Here is a 16,676-nt window from a genome sequence, read left to right on the forward strand (position 1 = left end):
AAATATATAAGGCAATGATTGACATTAATCAAAGAAACACATATGATGAGTTTACACTCAATGAGTTAGGAGTTAATGAAATGATAACATCACAAAGACAAAAGAAAAAGCTTGAAACAAGGAAGCTAATCCTTGATACAGCCTTAGATAAATTTGCAAAAGATGGTTTAATGGCCACTCGTACCTCTGATATTGCAGCTGCAGCTAAGGTATCTCATGGAACAGTATTTGCACACTTTCCAACGCGAGAAATTCTTTTAAATGAAGTAATTGAAGAATTTGGTACTGGAATTACTAAGCGGCTTCATGAATTAGTTAACATTAATAGTGGAATGGAAGAAGTTCTTGAAGCTCACTTAAAGGGAATTAGTGAAAATGAAATCTTTTATACCAGATTGGTTTCAGAAGGACATTTGCTAAATGAAAGTGCACGTAACTCTTGGGTTATGATCCAGTCAGCTATTTCATTTCATATCATTCAAGTGGCAGAAAGAGAAATTAAAGCTGGTAATATACGTGATATGGCTGTGAATATGTTATTTAATACTTGGGTTGGTTTAATTCATTATTATTTAGTTAACGGAGATTTATTTGCTCCAGGAGAGTGTATTTTAAAAAGGTATAGTAAGCAACTGATAGAACATTATATAAATCTAATTACAATAAAGAAAGGAGAATAATAATATGAAGAGTTGTATAGCTTGTGGAATGCCAATGAAAACTAAAGAGGAGTTTGCCCTAGGTGACGAGAGCAAGGATTATTGTGTTTATTGTGCAAGACCTGATGGAACAATGCAGTCTTATGAGGAAAAACTAGAGTCTATGATAAAGTTTATTGTAAATACTCAAGGGATTGATGAAAAAGCAGCACAAAGTTCAGCAAAGGGAATGCTTTCAAAACTTCCTGCATGGAAAGCTTAATAACTTGGATCATATAAAACAAAAAAACTAGGTAGGGACATCACCCTACCTAGTTTCTTTGCTGTACAAATTTATTATATTTCTTTATACCAAATATTCATACTCTCAATGCCCTCAGAAATATTAGTATTATTTTTTAACAAACCTCCATGTTTATAACCTAATTTTGAAAAAGTTATATTCATTCCATAGGATTTTGCTCTTGCTATAGTATATAAAACTTTATAATCTAATCGCTTCAGTTCTTTCTCCATTTCTTGTAACAATATAATAGAATAATTCTTACCTCTATACTCTGGTAAAACTGCAAAATCTGTCATTTCACAGTTTGAATATTCTTTAGCTGTTTCACTTGAAGATATAGCAATCAATTCATCTTTTTTATATATTCCAAAGTACATCAAATTTTCATTCATTGTTTGTAAAATATATTTTTCATCAAAGATGGGGAATGGATATGTTGTAAAAACTTTTTTATATAAACTTACCATATTATAAACGTCATCTTGTGTAAGTGCTTTAATCTTTATATTAATAGGTAGAGTTGTAGTTTTTAAACTACCTGATTTACTTTTAGCACCTAGTAATACTTTTTCTAATTCAGATTCGTTTTCTAGAAACTCACGTTTCTGATCTAGATACTTACACATAAAAAAGCAATCTTCTATTCCTTTATAATAGTTTGGAATATAGGCTTCTTTTCTATAGCCATTATCTGAAAATAAACTTTTAAACTTTTCAGGCACTTTTGCTACTATCTTAGAATAATTATTTTCTGTAGCTATTTTTTGTATTTGTTCGATAATAGTAGATTCGTCTAAGTCACTAAGCTTCATCAAATATAATCTATTGTTTTCTTTGCCATGGTGTATTATTGACTGACCTATAGTCTCAATTTTATCACTCATTATCATCAACAGCTTCAGTATTTCTTATAGTTCTATCTAAATCCTGTGGTACTAGAGTTATATCATCTTCATAATCGCATAACAATTTTGAGATTCCTATAGGTATATAATCTTTGTGTGCCCCTTCTAAGTCTAATTCTAAATTACATTTATCACATTCTAAATCACAATCGTTAGATTCATAATTGGTAGGCATTTTATAAGTAGTAATAACTCCTTCATAATTTCTAAGGACTACTTTATTTGCTGACCATGAAATTAAATAGTTTGGCATAACAGGGATCTTACCTCCGCCACCTGGAGCATCTATTACATATGTTGGAATTGCAAAACCACTTGTATGACCTCTTAAACTTTCCATGATTTCTATTCCTTTACCTACATTTGTTCTAAAATGTTCTAAGCCTTCTGACAAATCACATTGATATAAATAATAAGGTCTAACTCTATTAGCAACTAATTTGTGAACTAACTTTTTCATTATTCTAGGACAATCATTAACATCTCTTAAAAGCACAGACTGATTTCCAAGAGGAATACCTGCCATAGCTAATTTTTTCAATGCAGCACTTGATTCTTTTGTCATCTCTTTAGGATGATTGAAATGTGTATTTAACCAAATATTATCATATTTCTTCAAAATATTTATAAGATTATCTGTTATTCTAAATGGTAGAACTACAGGAGTTCTTGTTCCTATTCTAATAACTTCAACATGGGGAATTTTTGATAGTTCTGATAATAACCAATCTATAGTTTCATCGGGTAGTAAAAAGGGATCCCCTCCTGAAAGCAATACATCTCTTATTACAGGAGTGTTTTTAATATATTCAATACCTTTTAATAATACCTCTTTTGAGGGAATTGAATCTATATCTCCAACTCTTCTTTTCCTTGTACAATGTCTACAATACATTGCACAAACACTACTAACTAGAAATAAAACTCTATCTGGATAACGATGAGTAATACCAGGTACTGGACTATCAGTATCTTCATGTAAAGGATCTTTCATATCACAACTTGATAAAATCATTTCCTTTGTGTTTGGAAAACATTGTTTAAATATAGGATCATTTTCAAAATTATCTGAATCAACAAGTGATAAATAATATGGCGATATTGCCATTGGGAACTTTTCTATTGTAGTTTCTATTTCTTTCTTTTTCTCATCAGAAAATTTAATGCCTAATATTTTTTCTACTGTATCAACTTTCCTAATTGTATTTTTAACTTGCCATTTCCAATCGGTCCATTTCTCTAAAAGTTTTTTTGACATTTCTTCATTATTAATTTGATCTTTTGTAATGCTTATATTTTCTTGCATATTTACACCTCACCTGATTTATTTGTAATTATTGATAAAAAAAGGCACTCTAACTCTGTAATTTCCAGAGTTAGAGTGTCTAAGCGTTGCTAATTATTAGCTCGCCTTATACTAGGATAAAAATCATAGTATAGTATAGGATCATATGATCTTATACAAGCCCAAATTCTAACATAATATATTAAATGCTTTTCAATACATTTTTGCAATAAAATATTAGCGCAATTATCCTATAACCCTATGGGAGATACATAGATAAATTCACTAATAATGCTGCTAAAAGTATTTAATCCACATTGATTTAACTTTCCTTAATATTAGTATAACATTTTCACAATTACTTGTCAAAATTTGCGATCAAGGATATGTCGCAAAATAGACTTATTATCGCGTAGGAGGTTAGGTGTAGCCAGGGAATACTATTATTTGAAAAAGATTCAATGGAACTCTTGAAAGGGCTCTTACACCTATTTTGTAATATACAGGTATGGAGGGAGGAGTGCTATTAATGTTATTCGACAAACAAGATCTTTTCTATAAATGTAATTATTATATATACAGGGAATATTTTTAATAAAATTAGGAATAATACATATATTATAGAAGAAAAATATGCATAAATATTTTGGAGGGGATTATTATGGCGTTTGTAAAAAATTCAACTAGTGTTTTAAAGAAGGTACTACTTTGTCCAACGACTTATTTTGAGTTTGATCCTATAAATGTAATAACAGAAGAGTGGGTAAGAAAAGGGGAAAAAATTAATAAAGAAGCTTGCGTGAGAGAACATGCAGAATTTACACAAACATATAGGGAAAATGGAGTAGAGGTAGTAATGATGGACCCTACTCCTGGATTATATCATCAAGTATTTGCAAGAGACTTTGGAGTATGTGTTGATGAAGGATTTATAATGGGGAAATTTAGAGAGCCAAGTAGGACTGGAGAAACTGCAGCATATGAGGCTAAAATGAAGGAACTAGGAATCCCAAATGTAGCTAGATGCACAACTGGAGGATTTGAAGGCGGGGACTTTTTCTTTTTAGATGATTATACAATGGTTCAAGGAATCATAGCAAGAACAGATAGAGCTGGTTTTGATAATGTTAGAAGCCAAGTTAATGAATTAGGGTATGAAATGATAGGCGTGGAGTGCAAAAAGGAAAATCTTCATTTAGACATGTGTTTCAATATAATAGGAGAAAATGCAGCGGTTGTATGTAAAGAAGCCCTTCCGGATAACTTTTTAAAAATCCTGGAAAAGAGAAAATTTCAGCTTATAGATGTTCCTCAAGAAGGAGTATTTAAGCATTATTGTAATCTTCAAGCATTAGGTAATGATAAAGTAATATCATTTAAGAATAATAAAATAGTAAATGAGAAGATGAGTGCCTTAGGATTTAAGGTAATAGAAATAGATTTGGTTGAGATATTAAAGGGGGGAGGAGGCCCTCACTGCATGACATTTCCACTATTAAGAGAATAATATTTAATTGTAAAAGGAGAATTTTTATGAATAAGACAAATAATAAGAGCCCAAATATTGACGAGTATTTAAACTCGTATTGGATAAAGTCAACTCAAGAGACTGATTATCCTCCATTAGATAGAGATATAAATATAGATGTGGTAATTATAGGAGGCGGAATTGTAGGAATAACTGCAGGATATCTATTAAAAAAACAAGGAACAAAAGTCGCTATAATTGAAGCAAGTAGAATTGTTCAAGGGGCTACTGGGTTTACTACTGCCAAAATAACTTCTCAGCATCATTTGATATATGATAAAATTATAAATTCAATGGGGCTTGATTTAGCAAAACAATATGCTAATGCTAATGAATCCTCAATAGAATTTATGGAGAATATAGCAGGGGAACTAAATATAAATTGTGACTTTGAGAGACTTCCAGCATATATGTATACGGGGAGACAGAAATGCATTAAGGATATTGAAAAAGAAACCCAGGCAGCTTTAAGTCTAGGGATAAAAGCAAGGTATATAGATAAATTGCCAATTGATTTAAAAATTGAAGCAGCTTTAGTCTTTGAAAATCAGGCTCAATTTCATCCGAGAAAATATTTGTTGCCAATAGCGAAGAAGATACCTGGCGATGGAAGTTACATATTTGAAAATACAGAAGCGGTTGAAATAGAAAAGGGGAACACAGTCACTATTACTACTAATAAAGGTAAAAAAGTAAAAGCTTCACAGGTTATTATTGCATCTCATTTTCCATGTTACGATGGTATGGGACTATATTTAACAAGGCTTAGGCCTCAAAGATCCTATGTAATTGCCACAAGTATCCAAGAAATATTCCCAAAGGCAATGTTTATTAATACAGAAGAGCCAGGTCGTTCTTTGAGATTTCAAAATGATGGAGAAAATCAATTAGTACTAGTGGGTGGAGAAGGACATAAAACTGCTCATGAGGCTAGTTTTAAAGGTCATTATGATAATCTACAAGGGTTTGCGCAGTCAATATTTAATGTTAAAGATGTTTTATATAAATGGTCAACTCAAGATTATATAACATTAGATAAAGTACCTTATGTAGGCAAGATAACTTCTTCAGAGGAAAATATTTATGTTGCAACAGGCTTTGGAGAGTGGGGAATGACTAATGGAACTGCAGCAGCCAGAATACTTACTGATAAAATTCTAGGTAGAGATAATCCTTGGGAAAGAGTATTTAATCCCTCAAGACCATTTACTGCAACTGCCTATAAAAAACTATTTACTGAAAATTTCGATGTAGCAAAGGAGCTTATAATAAGCAAAATCAAGTCTGGAGAAGATGAAGTTAATATTAACCCTGGTGAAGGAAAAATAGTTAAAATAGATGGAGATAAATATGGAGCATATAAAGATGAAGATGGAAAATTACATATAGTTGATATTACATGTACTCATGTTGGATGCGAATTAAAATGGAATGATGCAGAAAGATCTTGGGATTGTGGATGCCATGGTTCAAGGTTTACATATGATGGTGAAATACTAGAGGGCCCAGCGACTCATAAATTAAATCATTATAATGAAGGGAAAAATAAAATAGATCTTAATTTATAGAGTAAAAGAAAAAAGATTGTCATATAATATATATTTCTTTAGACATATATTAATTTAGCGCCAGTAGCGAACTCTGGTGTTATTTTTTTATAAAAATATAAAATTTTTGTATATTTATTGTAGAATTAAAGTAAATTATGATATAATTGGCTAATAATATAAGAATATGAATAAATTTAGGAAGTATTTATTAGCTTAGAACTTATTTTTAATAAGCCATTTGCAAATAAAATGAATTTTAAGGGTAATGTTGCAATTATTATGGGCAAGATGGGTGAAGAGGCACAAATATTGAGAACTCAAGCTTTTCATGATGTAATAGCAAAATATCCTGACATGAATATTGTCGCGCCCCAAGATGCATACGAATATATAGTTAAATGGGAAAAGTAAAAATATTATTAAGTGTTTAAGTGAGGGTTTCAAATATGGTAACAAGTAATTTGTATACAATTTTAGTAGTTGACGACTACCAAAATAATTTATTTACTGCAAAGGCTCTTATTGAAGAGTATATAGATGCAAGAGTGGTTGTTGCAGATACGTCTACAAAAGCATTAAAAGCGATTATGAACTATCCGGTGGATTTGATTATTTTGGATGTCCATATGAAAAAAGAGATGGAAGGTTTTGAGCTGGCACAAATTATAAAGAGTAGAAAAAAGACAGAACATATCCCTATTGTATTTCTAACTGCAGCTTATACAGGCGAGGAATTTAAGAGAAAAGGTTTTGAAATAGGAGCTGTAGATTATCTTACTAAACCTATAGATGATTTTTTACTCATAAACAGAATAAATGTATATCTAAAACTTATTGAAAAAGAAAGAAAAATGAATATAATTTTACAAGAGCAAACTAAAGAATTAAAGATGGCAAGAGATACAGCTGAAGCAGCGAATGAGGCTAAAGACATGTTTCTTGCAAATATATCTCATGAACTTAGAACTCCTTTAAATATTCTTTTTGGAGCAACACAAACAACAAAATATCATCTTGAAAATGATGAAGTTTTAGATAGAGAAAAAATAAGTGCCAAAACAAAAACACAGATTCAGAATTGTTATAGGCTTATAAGACTAGTGAATAACCTAATAGATGTTACAAAAATAGATTCAGGTAACTTTGCTCTTAATATATCAAACTGTAATATTATCGAAATAGTAGAAGCCATTGTAATATCTGTAGTTGAATATGCAGAATTAAAAAACATTGAAATAATATTTGATACGGATGTTGAAGAGGTAATATTTGCTTGTGATTTAGATGCTATGGAAAGAATAATGTTAAATCTTTTATCCAATGCCATAAAGTTCACTCCTAAAGAGGGAAATATATTTGTGAATATTACCACTTCTAATAATTCAATTCAAATTAAAGTGAAAGATTCAGGGATAGGAATTCCTCAAGATAAACATATGATGATATTTGAAAGATTTAAGCAAGCAGACAATCTACTTACAAGGAGCTGTGAGGGGAGTGGTATTGGACTTAACCTTGTTAAGTCTTTAATTGAAATGCACGATGGAACTATCCAGGTTATTAGTGAATATTTAAAAGGCAGTGAATTTATTGTTAAAATTCCTATTTGTGAAATAAATGAGAAAAATAATGCTGAAAAAGGTTTTTTAAATAATAGTAGTAATGTAACTGCAAAAATTGATGTAGAATTTTCTGATATCTACTTTTAAGGGGGTAAATCTAATGAAAAAATTTTTATTGATGGCACTTATTACTATTATGATGATATCTTCGTTTACTGGATGTGAACAGAGAACAAATGACACATTAAAAGCTACTAAAAAGATAAAGATTGGTGTTTGCCTTTCTAATTTTAATAACAAATATACGTCTTATTTGCTTGATGAAATGAAGAATTACTCCGAATCTTTAAATAATGCTGAAGTAGTATATGTTGACTCGAAAAATGATTCTAATATACAGTTGTCACAGGTTGAAAACTTAATATCTCAAGGAGTAGATGTTATAGTTGTTAACCCTGTTTATACAGATGCATCAAAGTCAATAACCGACAAAGCTAAGGCAGCTAAGATTCCAATCATCAGCATTATGATTCCATTTAAAAATCAAAATGATGCAGCCTGTTTTATAGCGCCAGACTCAGAACAGACTGGTTTATTGCAAATGGAATATCTTGCAAAGAAAATGAATTTTAAGGGTAACGTTGCAATTATGATGGGACCAATGGGGGATAACGCACAGAGATTGAGAACTAAAGCTTACCATGAAGTAATAGCAAAATATCCTGACATGAAACTTGTTGCGGAGCAAACAGCTCAATGGGATAGAGCCAGAGGTATGGCTCTAATGGAAAACTGGCTTCAATCTGGTAAAGAGATTGATGTAGTAGCTTCCAACAACGATGAAATGGCAATAGGAGCATTAAAAGCTATAGAAGCGGCGGGAAAGCTTGGCGAGATAACTATAGGCGGTATGGATGCTACTCCTGAAGCTCTTGATTATTTAAAAAGTGGTAAATTAGCTGTTACAGTATTCCAGGATGCAACAAAACTAGGTCAATGTAGTATAGAAACTGCAGTTAAAGTAGCTAAGGGTGAAAATGTAGAGAAAATAATAAATATCCAAAATGAATTAGTTACTCCAGAAAATGCAGATGAATATATAGCTAAATGGAAAAAATAAATTAAATTTTATAATATCTACTTTAAAGGAGGAACTTATGAATCTTTTTAAAAATTTTAGCATAAAGCAAAGATTTTTTATATTATTTTTTATATGTAGTACAACATTTATTGGATTTGGTACCTTTGCTTTAGTTGGAATTAATAACTTGGCGCAAGTAACTCAGAATTTATATAATCAATCATCAAAGGTTTCAGATGCTGCCGTGAATGGGAAATTAAATTTAATTAAAATTAATAGCTCTATGAAGGATGTAATTTTATTATCAAGCAGTGATGGAGTTCAAAGATCAATAGACAAGGTTAACAAATATGAAAGCGATTTAAAAAAGAATCTAGATACTATAGGTGAAAATTCTTCTGATGCTAATACTAAAAGGAATTTAGAAGATGCTAATAATCTTCTTTCGAAATGGTGGGCTCCACAAAGAGAGAAAATTATTAAGGATGTGCTAGCAGGTAAAAAAGATGATGCAATACTTATAGCTGAAGGAATAAGTTTAGACTTTGTTGATCAGCTTGAACTTAATCTTACTAATATATATTTAACTTCTTCGGACAACGAAATCGGTTTAATAGAAGAATCGGATAGACTACAATCTTCACAAAGAATAACCTTAATTCTAACTTTAGTAATTTTAATAACTATACTAACATTAGCGTTTACAAGAGTTATAAGAAGCATTTTAAGCCCTATTAATAGTTTAAAAGAACATATGATTAAAATATCTAATTCAGGAAATCTAGAAGAATATGAAATTACTCATAAAAGTGAAATTTCTGAAATGGCTAAAAACTACAATATATTGATAAATAAATTAAAGAATGAATTTTACATAAATGATACTCGAAATTCTTTAAATAATGAAATGGCTGGTGACATATCTGTAAGAGAATTGACACAAAGGGCAATAAATTTCTTATCGAGATCATTAGATGCTGGAAATGGAACATTTTATATACATAATAATAAAGAAAATAAACTTATTCTAAATTCCTCCTTCGCCTTTACAGAAAGAGAGAGATTATCTAATACATACGAAATTGGTCAGGGAATAGTTGGACAAGTAGCTTTAGAGAGAAAACCTATACTTCTTACAAATGTAAGAAGATCGGAAGCGGCAATTTGTACTGGAACTATATATGAAGCTCCTCTCAATGTTTATGCTTTTCCATTAGTTTATGAGGATGAATTATATGGAGTTATTGAGTTATCCTCCTTTGAAACTTTTAATAAATTAAAACAGCAATTTATAGAGACGGCAAGCAACATCATTGCTATAAACCTGTACTCTACAATTCAAAATCAAAGAATTAAAGAATTATTGGAAGTAAGTGAAAAAGCAACAAAAAATGCTCAAGACATATCACTTCAGTTAATAGATGCAAATGAAGTGTTGGAAGAACAGCAAAGACAGCTTCAGGTTCAAACTGAGGAAGTTCAGCAGACTAATGCTCAGCTTGAAGAACAGCAGCAAATACTTCAACAGCAAAGTGAAGAAATGCAACAAACTAATGCTCAACTTGAGGAGCATCATTTGCAAATAGAAGAGCAGTCAAAACTTCTAAGTGTTAAAAATGAAGAATTGGAAAAATCCGGAGAAGAGATTTTGGCACGCTCAAAAGATTATAAAATGGCGAATATATATAAAACACAATTCTTAGCAAATATTTCTCATGAGCTTAGAACACCACTTAATTCTATTATATTATTATCTAATCTTTTAATAAGGAGCTGTAAAGATACTACTGCTCAAGATGCACAGGAAAAAATAAAAGTTATATTTGACTCTGGACAGCATCTGCTTCGTTTAATAAATGATATTTTAGATCTATCAAAAATTGAGGCAGGAAAAATAGAAGTAAACTATAAGAATTTCAATTCTAGTGAACTTACTGAGGAACTTAGTGATATGTTTAATGGAACTGCAATGGAAAAAGATATTCAATTTATATTGGAAGATCAATTTAAAAATAATATTTTTGGGGATAAAGAAAAAATTTCACAAGTATTAAGAAATTTTTTAGCTAATGCATTTAAGTTTACAGAAAAAGGTTCCGTAAAGCTAAAAATTGAAAGGGATACCAAGTGTAAAAATAACATAGTATTTTCTGTAATGGATACAGGAATTGGTATACCTAAAAATAATTTAGAGATGATTTTCGAAGAATTTCATCAAGGAGATGGCTCTATTTCAAGAAAGTATGGTGGTACAGGATTAGGTCTATCCATAAGCAATAAGCTTTGTAACGCTATGAAGGGAGAAATAAGAGTAACCAGTGATATTGATAGTGGAAGCACTTTCTTCTTCTCTTTACCTCTTACAGTTTTAGAAGAATCTATTTGTAGAGAAGAGGTAGCAGTTACTATTAGCAATAAGGGTAAAAATACAGTAAAGGAATCAAATAGAGATATAAAAAATGAAAAACCTAAAAATTTACTTATCATTGAAGGTGATATAAATTTGATTAGGTCTATTAAAGCTATCTCTGAGGGGATAGGATTTGTAACATTAACATCTAAGAGTGGAGCTGAAGGACTTAAGATTATAAAAGAAAAAGAAATTGATGGAATTTTATTGGATTTAGCATTGCCAGATAAAAATGGAATTGATTTGTTAAAAGAAATTAATGATGATTTAAAACTAAGAAACTTAAGTATACCTGTTATTATTTATACCGGTATGGAAATAAGTAAAGAGCAGGAAAAAGAGATAAAATTATATGCGGACAGCATAATTATTAAGACAACGAACTCATATGAAAGACTGTTAGATGAATTAACTTTAATACTTCATCATGTTAAAAGCAAAGAAGTATACAAAAATATTATTACGTCCAAAATTAACAAGGATAGAGCACTAAATCTTGATAATAAAAAAATATTAATCGTAGATGACGATCCAAGAAATATATTTGTGCTTGCAGCTGCATTAGAAGACTATGGTGCAGAAATTATTGAAGCTGAAAATGGAAAAGTTGCACTAGAAAAGCTTGAGAATCAAGACTTTGATTTAATTTTAATGGATATAATGATGCCTGTTATGGATGGATATGAAGCAATTAGAAGTATAAGAGATACTGATAAATTAAAACACATACCAATTATAGTTACCACAGCAAAATCCCTAAAAGGTGATAGAGAAAAGTGCATGGAAGCTGGGGCTAATGATTATATTTCCAAGCCAATTGATTATGATGTGCTTATAACTTTAGTAAAGGCTTGGACCAATAAAGATTAATAAAAAATGGAGGAAAATTTTGGAGTTTAAAATAAGTTATAACCAAGTAGATACAGATATAGTTGTGATGGGAGAATTTGAAGATTCTAAGCAAGTAATAGAGCTAATAGAAATTTTAGATTTACCAAAAAATAAAAAAATTAATATAACTTTTTTAGGAGCTAATGTAATTCCGAAAATTGTTTTAGAAAGACTTTTTATTTTGCAAGAGCGTGAAAAGTGTGTAGTTTTTGTTTTAAAGAGATACTTATACTCATACTTACAAAATATCGGTATAAAATGTAAATGCATTGAAAAAAATTGTACTTTAAAAAAAGAAAATAGAAAATTATCTGATAAAAAAGAAAGTCTAGATAAAGAGGAAGTTTATAGTTTTTTAAAGGAGCTAAATATCATCTACGGCTACGATTATACAGAGTATCAAATAGATAGCATAATGAGACGAATAAACATAGCTATGATAAAAGAGGGTATCTGTAATTTCAACTCATTTAGAGAGCAAGTTTTAAGTAACGAAAATTTTTTCTATAACCTGTTTCTAGATTTTTCAATAAATACTACGGAGTTTTTTAGAGATCCTAATGTGTTTGCCCTAATCAAAACCAAAATATTGCCCTATTTAAATTCCTATAATCACATTAAAATTTGGTGTGCAGGGTGTTCTAATGGAAAAGAAGTTTATTCCTTGGCTATAATGCTAAAAGAAGCAGGAATACTTAATAAAACACAAATTTATGCTACAGATATTAATCCTTATGTTATAGAAGAAGCAAAGAATGGAATATATTCTACGGACAGCTTAGATAAAGATATAAGTAATTACAGAAATGCACAAGGAGAAAAAAACTTTGTTGAATATTTTAGCATTAATAGAAGCTACATGAAAGTAAAAGAAGAACTTATGAAAAATATATTGTTTTTCCAGCATAGCATGATTAGTAATGGAACTTTAAACGAATTTAATCTAATACTTTGTAGAAATGTATTTATTTATTTTAACGATAGTCTACAGGAGAAAATGCTAGAAAGCTTCAATAATTCTTTGGATAATAATGGTTTTTTAGTTCTAGGAAAGAGTGAAGGAATTCAAAGAAATAATGGAGAAAAATATTTTTGTAAGTATGATGAGAAATTAAAGATTTATAAGAAAAAATAAAAAAAGGGTGTCTATAAAATAGACACCCTTTATTTTATTGTTGTTTATATTGAGGTTCTTGTTGTTCTATGTACTGTTGTCTTCCCTTTAATATTTCAAGAGAGCTATCAAGCTGTTGAGCAATTTGTTGAAATTGTTGTACTGCTTGCTTATCTTGAGTTTCTAGAGAAAAAGTTTTCATAGTTGCTGATGCACTTTGAATACCTGCAACTGCTTGTTGCATTTGAGTTCCTACTGTCATATATTTCACCTCCCTTCATGTGAATAGAATCAACCTTTAGGCTTAAATATTAAGGAGGCTATAAATGCAAATATTATTGCAGTAGAAATACCCGCGCTAGTAATTTCAAAAAGACCAGTAAGTACTCCAATAAATCCCGTTTGTTCAGCCTCCATTAAAGCTCCCTTAACTAATGAATTTCCAAAGCTACTTATTGGTACAAAAGCTCCTGCACCTGCAAATTTTACTAATGGATCATATAATCCTAAACCACCTAAAATAGCTCCTATTACAACTAATGTGCTCATAGTGTGCGCAGGTGTAAGTTTAAAAACATCCATCATTATCTGTCCAATTACGCATATAAATCCACCAATAACAAATGCCCAAAAAAAAGTTATCACTTTAAATCAACACCTCTCTTTATATTTCTATAGACACCGCATGAGCAATACAAGGTATACTTTCCTTTTGTTGATATGATAATGGAGAAAGCAATGCACCTGTTGCAATAACTAATATCTTTTTTAATTCACCTTTTTTCATCCGGTTAAGCAAATGACCATATGTAACAGTTGCGGTACAGCCACATCCACTACCCCCAGCCATTACGGGCTGGTCTTTTTTATAAATTAACATGCCACAGTCGGTGAATATCTCTGGAGGAATTTCATGACCATGTTTAGCTAATAATTTACTAGCAATGATATGACCAACTCTTCCTAAATCGCCTGTAGCAATTAAATCATAATAAGAGGGATCAATATTTAAATCTCGAAAATGAGCTTCAATGGTATCTACTGCTGCTGGAGCCATAGCAGATCCCATATTATATGGATCTGTAAGCCCCATATCTATTACGCGGCCGATAGTAGCACTAGTTACTCTAGGACCATCACCGGTTTCTGCGACTAAGCCTGCACCCGCCCCAGTTACTGTCCATTGAGCAGTAGGAGGTTTTTGTGCTCCATATTCTGTAGGATATCTAAATTGTTTTTCTACTGCTATGTTGTGACTAGATGCAGCGGCAAGTACATATTTGGCGGCTTTACTATCAATTAATAAAGAAGCCATTGCAAGGCTTTCCATGGAACTAGAACACGCACCGAAAATTCCTATAAAAGGCATACCTAAAGTACGAGCAGTAAATGTACTAGAAATAATTTGATTCATTAAATCTCCACTTATAAAAAACTGGACATCTTCTTTTTTCATATTAGCTTTACTAATGGCTGTTTCACATGCTTGCTCTAATAATTTCTTTTCTGCCTTTTCAAAACTGTCCTGTCCTAACCAGACATCTTGATGAAGATAATCAAAATCTTCTGCTAATGCGCCTTTAGCTTCAAAGGGACCTCCTACCGCAGCTGAGGATATTATTACGGGTTTAGAATTAAAAACCCAAGTTTGATGACCTGTTAACATTTACATCCCACCTAACCAATTAATAGTTATTTTTATTAGTGTAACAACGAAAGCTGAAAAAGCTCCAAAAACAATTACTGATCCGGAAAGCTTAAACATGTTTCCGCCAACTCCTAGGACATAACCTTCTGTTCTATGCTCTATAGCAGCAGATGCCATAGTATTCGCAAATCCAGTAATGGGGACGGCTGTGCCAGCTCCTGCCCATTGTGCAATATGATCAAAGATTCCAAAGCCAGTTAGTAAAATAGCAGCTATTATTAATACAGCAGATGTAGGTGCTGCTGCAGTCTCTTCGGTAAAGTCAAGGTAAGTAATGAAGGCTAACTGTAAAGCTTGACCTATGACACATATAAATCCTCCTACTAAAAAGGCATGAATACAATTTTTTACAACCGGACGTTTGGGCTCTATATCTTTAGCAAAGTCCTGATATTCTTGCTGAACAGGAGTAAATTTTTTCTTTTTCTTATTAGACATAAGTTCATCCCTTTCTAACGTAATAAATAAGGTTCAAGGTCATCCATCATTTTCTTTAATTTTATAGCATTATCTGAGTACATCTCTTTGGCTTTTAAATCATTTGTTTCTAATAAAAAGGCAAGGCAATCAGCTTGAACCTTTGAGATATTTGCATAAAGCATCTCTTTAACCTTAGGCTGGGGAAGTAGAATTGAATCATCAAAAAGATCTATAAATAAATCTCCTGATGAATCTACCTGACCAATGAAAACATTATCTAAAGATACACCTAAATTTGAAAGTTGAATTTTCAACCATCCTTGATTTAACCCCTTATTTGATAGAGGCTCATCTAGAATATTACCATCTAATATTACTGTTTGAGATTCAGATAAAGGTGCTACCTTTTTTTGCAAATCATGGGGGGTAATAGATTTCTTTTCTGATTTAAGTAAAGCATTGATTTCCCCAGTAGATTCCATAACTGCAAACTCCACATCCGTTAAATTAAAAATGTTTTTTGATCTCAAATCCCTTAATAATTCTTCACCTGTGAATCTAACATCCATTAAGTTCTCTTCCATAACCTTGCCATCTTTTATTAAAATAGTTTCTCGTCCATTAACAAAATTATGAAACCACTTACTTTTTATGGATAAATAATCAAGTGCTAAAGAGAAGACTACCCAAACCGCTAGTGATATAAATCCGAAGACAAGATTTTCTATTAACCCTAATGAAATTAATGAAGCGATAATAGCAATTACAATGTAACTTACAAATTTAAAGGGGGTTGTTTTAGATAAACTCCCTTTTCCAATAATTCTAATTACGACTAAAGTTAAAATAGATAGAAGAAAAGTTCGTAGTAGTACTATAATCCAATTTTGCATAATGTCTTCCTTTCTTAAGGCACATAAAAGAAAATAACAGACTAAACATACTAGTTTGTTATTTTTTGATTGTGCTAAATTCCTTTGTATTGTGGCTCTTCAAACTCTAGAATTTTTACCCTGTTTTCAATATCAAGAATAACTTCTTCAGCAGTTTGGAGAGCTTGCTTGTAGATTAATATATCTTCTTTATTACTACTTTGTACTGAATAAATTCTCAAAGTTATTATCATCGAATATTCATAATAATATACTAGTATCTAATTATATTTTTTTTCTCTTGTGTAAAAAATATAAAACTACACATACAAAGATTACAAATAAAAAAGTAAATAAAGCTTTTATCTCTAGAGACATAATAATTCCTCCTGTATAATTTTTTGT

Annotated in this window: 17 protein-coding genes; 9 read left to right on the plus strand and 8 right to left on the minus strand. The window is 30.9% G+C overall.

What is annotated here, in order from left to right; all coding sequences use genetic code 11:
• Positions 1 to 80 precede the first annotated feature (80 nt).
• Together CLVI_RS01335 and CLVI_RS01340 are read left to right on the plus strand one after the other, a co-directional pair.
• Positions 81 to 680, plus strand: coding sequence for a TetR/AcrR family transcriptional regulator (locus tag CLVI_RS01335; protein ID WP_106058308.1), 600 nt, complete (start codon positions 81 to 83; stop codon positions 678 to 680).
• A gap of 4 nt (positions 681 to 684) precedes the next feature.
• On the plus strand, positions 685 to 921 hold the full coding sequence (locus CLVI_RS01340; RefSeq protein WP_106058309.1) for a zinc ribbon domain-containing protein: 237 nt from the start codon (positions 685 to 687) through the stop codon (positions 919 to 921).
• 74 nt (positions 922 to 995) lie between these two features.
• Here the strand turns inward: CLVI_RS01340 and ablB are convergent, their stop codons facing one another.
• Together ablB and kamA are read right to left on the minus strand one after the other, a co-directional pair.
• On the minus strand, positions 996 to 1,829 hold the full coding sequence (ablB, locus tag CLVI_RS01345; RefSeq protein WP_170065562.1) for a putative beta-lysine N-acetyltransferase: 834 nt from the start codon (positions 1,827 to 1,829) through the stop codon (positions 996 to 998).
• Positions 1,822 to 3,108, minus strand: coding sequence for a lysine 2,3-aminomutase (gene kamA, locus CLVI_RS01350; protein ID WP_242980516.1), 1,287 nt, complete (start codon positions 3,106 to 3,108; stop codon positions 1,822 to 1,824). Before kamA ends, ablB begins: the two co-directional genes overlap by 8 nt.
• Before the next feature lie 688 nt (positions 3,109 to 3,796).
• Between kamA and CLVI_RS01355 the strand changes: the two genes are divergently transcribed.
• The 7 genes from CLVI_RS01355 to CLVI_RS01380 all read left to right on the plus strand — a co-directional run bounded on the left by CLVI_RS01355 (position 3,797) and on the right by CLVI_RS01380 (position 13,292).
• Complete coding sequence (locus CLVI_RS01355) at positions 3,797 to 4,642, plus strand: dimethylarginine dimethylaminohydrolase family protein (protein ID WP_170065563.1); 846 nt, start codon at positions 3,797 to 3,799, stop codon at positions 4,640 to 4,642.
• Between the two features lie 26 nt (positions 4,643 to 4,668).
• The gene (locus CLVI_RS01360) at positions 4,669 to 6,231 is read left to right on the plus strand and encodes an FAD-dependent oxidoreductase (protein WP_106058312.1); all 1,563 of its coding nucleotides are present in this window, start codon (positions 4,669 to 4,671) and stop codon (positions 6,229 to 6,231) included.
• Positions 6,232 to 6,462: 231 nt separating this feature from the next.
• Entirely contained in the window at positions 6,463 to 6,624 is a 162-nt protein-coding gene (locus CLVI_RS17630; protein ID WP_207655303.1) for a hypothetical protein, read from the plus strand.
• Between the two features lie 35 nt (positions 6,625 to 6,659).
• A complete protein-coding gene (locus tag CLVI_RS01365) occupies positions 6,660 to 7,922 on the plus strand; it encodes a hybrid sensor histidine kinase/response regulator (protein ID WP_106058313.1) in 1,263 nt (420 codons plus the stop codon).
• A 13-nt stretch (positions 7,923 to 7,935) separates the two neighbouring features.
• Positions 7,936 to 8,895, plus strand: coding sequence for a sugar ABC transporter substrate-binding protein (locus CLVI_RS01370; protein ID WP_106058314.1), 960 nt, complete (start codon positions 7,936 to 7,938; stop codon positions 8,893 to 8,895).
• 37 nt (positions 8,896 to 8,932) lie between these two features.
• Positions 8,933 to 12,136 (plus strand): response regulator, encoded by a 3,204-nt coding sequence (locus tag CLVI_RS01375; RefSeq protein WP_106058315.1) that lies wholly within the window; start codon positions 8,933 to 8,935, stop codon positions 12,134 to 12,136.
• A 19-nt stretch (positions 12,137 to 12,155) separates the two neighbouring features.
• Positions 12,156 to 13,292 (plus strand): CheR family methyltransferase, encoded by a 1,137-nt coding sequence (locus tag CLVI_RS01380; RefSeq protein ID WP_242980507.1) that lies wholly within the window; start codon positions 12,156 to 12,158, stop codon positions 13,290 to 13,292.
• 34 nt (positions 13,293 to 13,326) lie between these two features.
• On the opposite strand, the gene CLVI_RS01385 is transcribed toward CLVI_RS01380, so the two are convergent.
• From CLVI_RS01385 to CLVI_RS17345, 6 genes are all read right to left on the minus strand, one after another.
• Complete coding sequence (locus tag CLVI_RS01385; protein ID WP_106058316.1) at positions 13,327 to 13,533, minus strand: DUF1657 domain-containing protein; 207 nt, start codon at positions 13,531 to 13,533, stop codon at positions 13,327 to 13,329.
• A 29-nt stretch (positions 13,534 to 13,562) separates the two neighbouring features.
• Positions 13,563 to 13,916 carry a stage V sporulation protein AE gene (gene spoVAE / locus CLVI_RS01390; RefSeq protein ID WP_106058317.1) on the minus strand — a complete coding sequence of 118 codons (354 nt, stop codon included), beginning with the start codon at positions 13,914 to 13,916 and terminating at the stop codon, positions 13,563 to 13,565.
• A gap of 19 nt (positions 13,917 to 13,935) precedes the next feature.
• Entirely contained in the window at positions 13,936 to 14,937 is a 1,002-nt protein-coding gene (gene spoVAD / locus CLVI_RS01395; RefSeq protein WP_106058318.1) for a stage V sporulation protein AD, read from the minus strand.
• The gene (spoVAC, locus tag CLVI_RS01400) at positions 14,938 to 15,417 is read right to left on the minus strand and encodes a stage V sporulation protein AC (RefSeq protein WP_106058319.1); all 480 of its coding nucleotides are present in this window, start codon (positions 15,415 to 15,417) and stop codon (positions 14,938 to 14,940) included.
• 14 nt (positions 15,418 to 15,431) lie between these two features.
• Entirely contained in the window at positions 15,432 to 16,292 is an 861-nt protein-coding gene (locus CLVI_RS01405; RefSeq protein ID WP_106058320.1) for a DUF421 domain-containing protein, read from the minus strand.
• A gap of 74 nt (positions 16,293 to 16,366) precedes the next feature.
• The gene (locus CLVI_RS17345) at positions 16,367 to 16,525 is read right to left on the minus strand and encodes a hypothetical protein (protein ID WP_170065564.1); all 159 of its coding nucleotides are present in this window, start codon (positions 16,523 to 16,525) and stop codon (positions 16,367 to 16,369) included.
• Positions 16,526 to 16,676 lie beyond the last annotated feature (151 nt).

It is taken from the genome of Clostridium vincentii (assembly GCF_002995745.1).
GTDB classification, from domain to species: Bacteria; Bacillota; Clostridia; order Clostridiales; family Clostridiaceae; genus Clostridium; species Clostridium vincentii.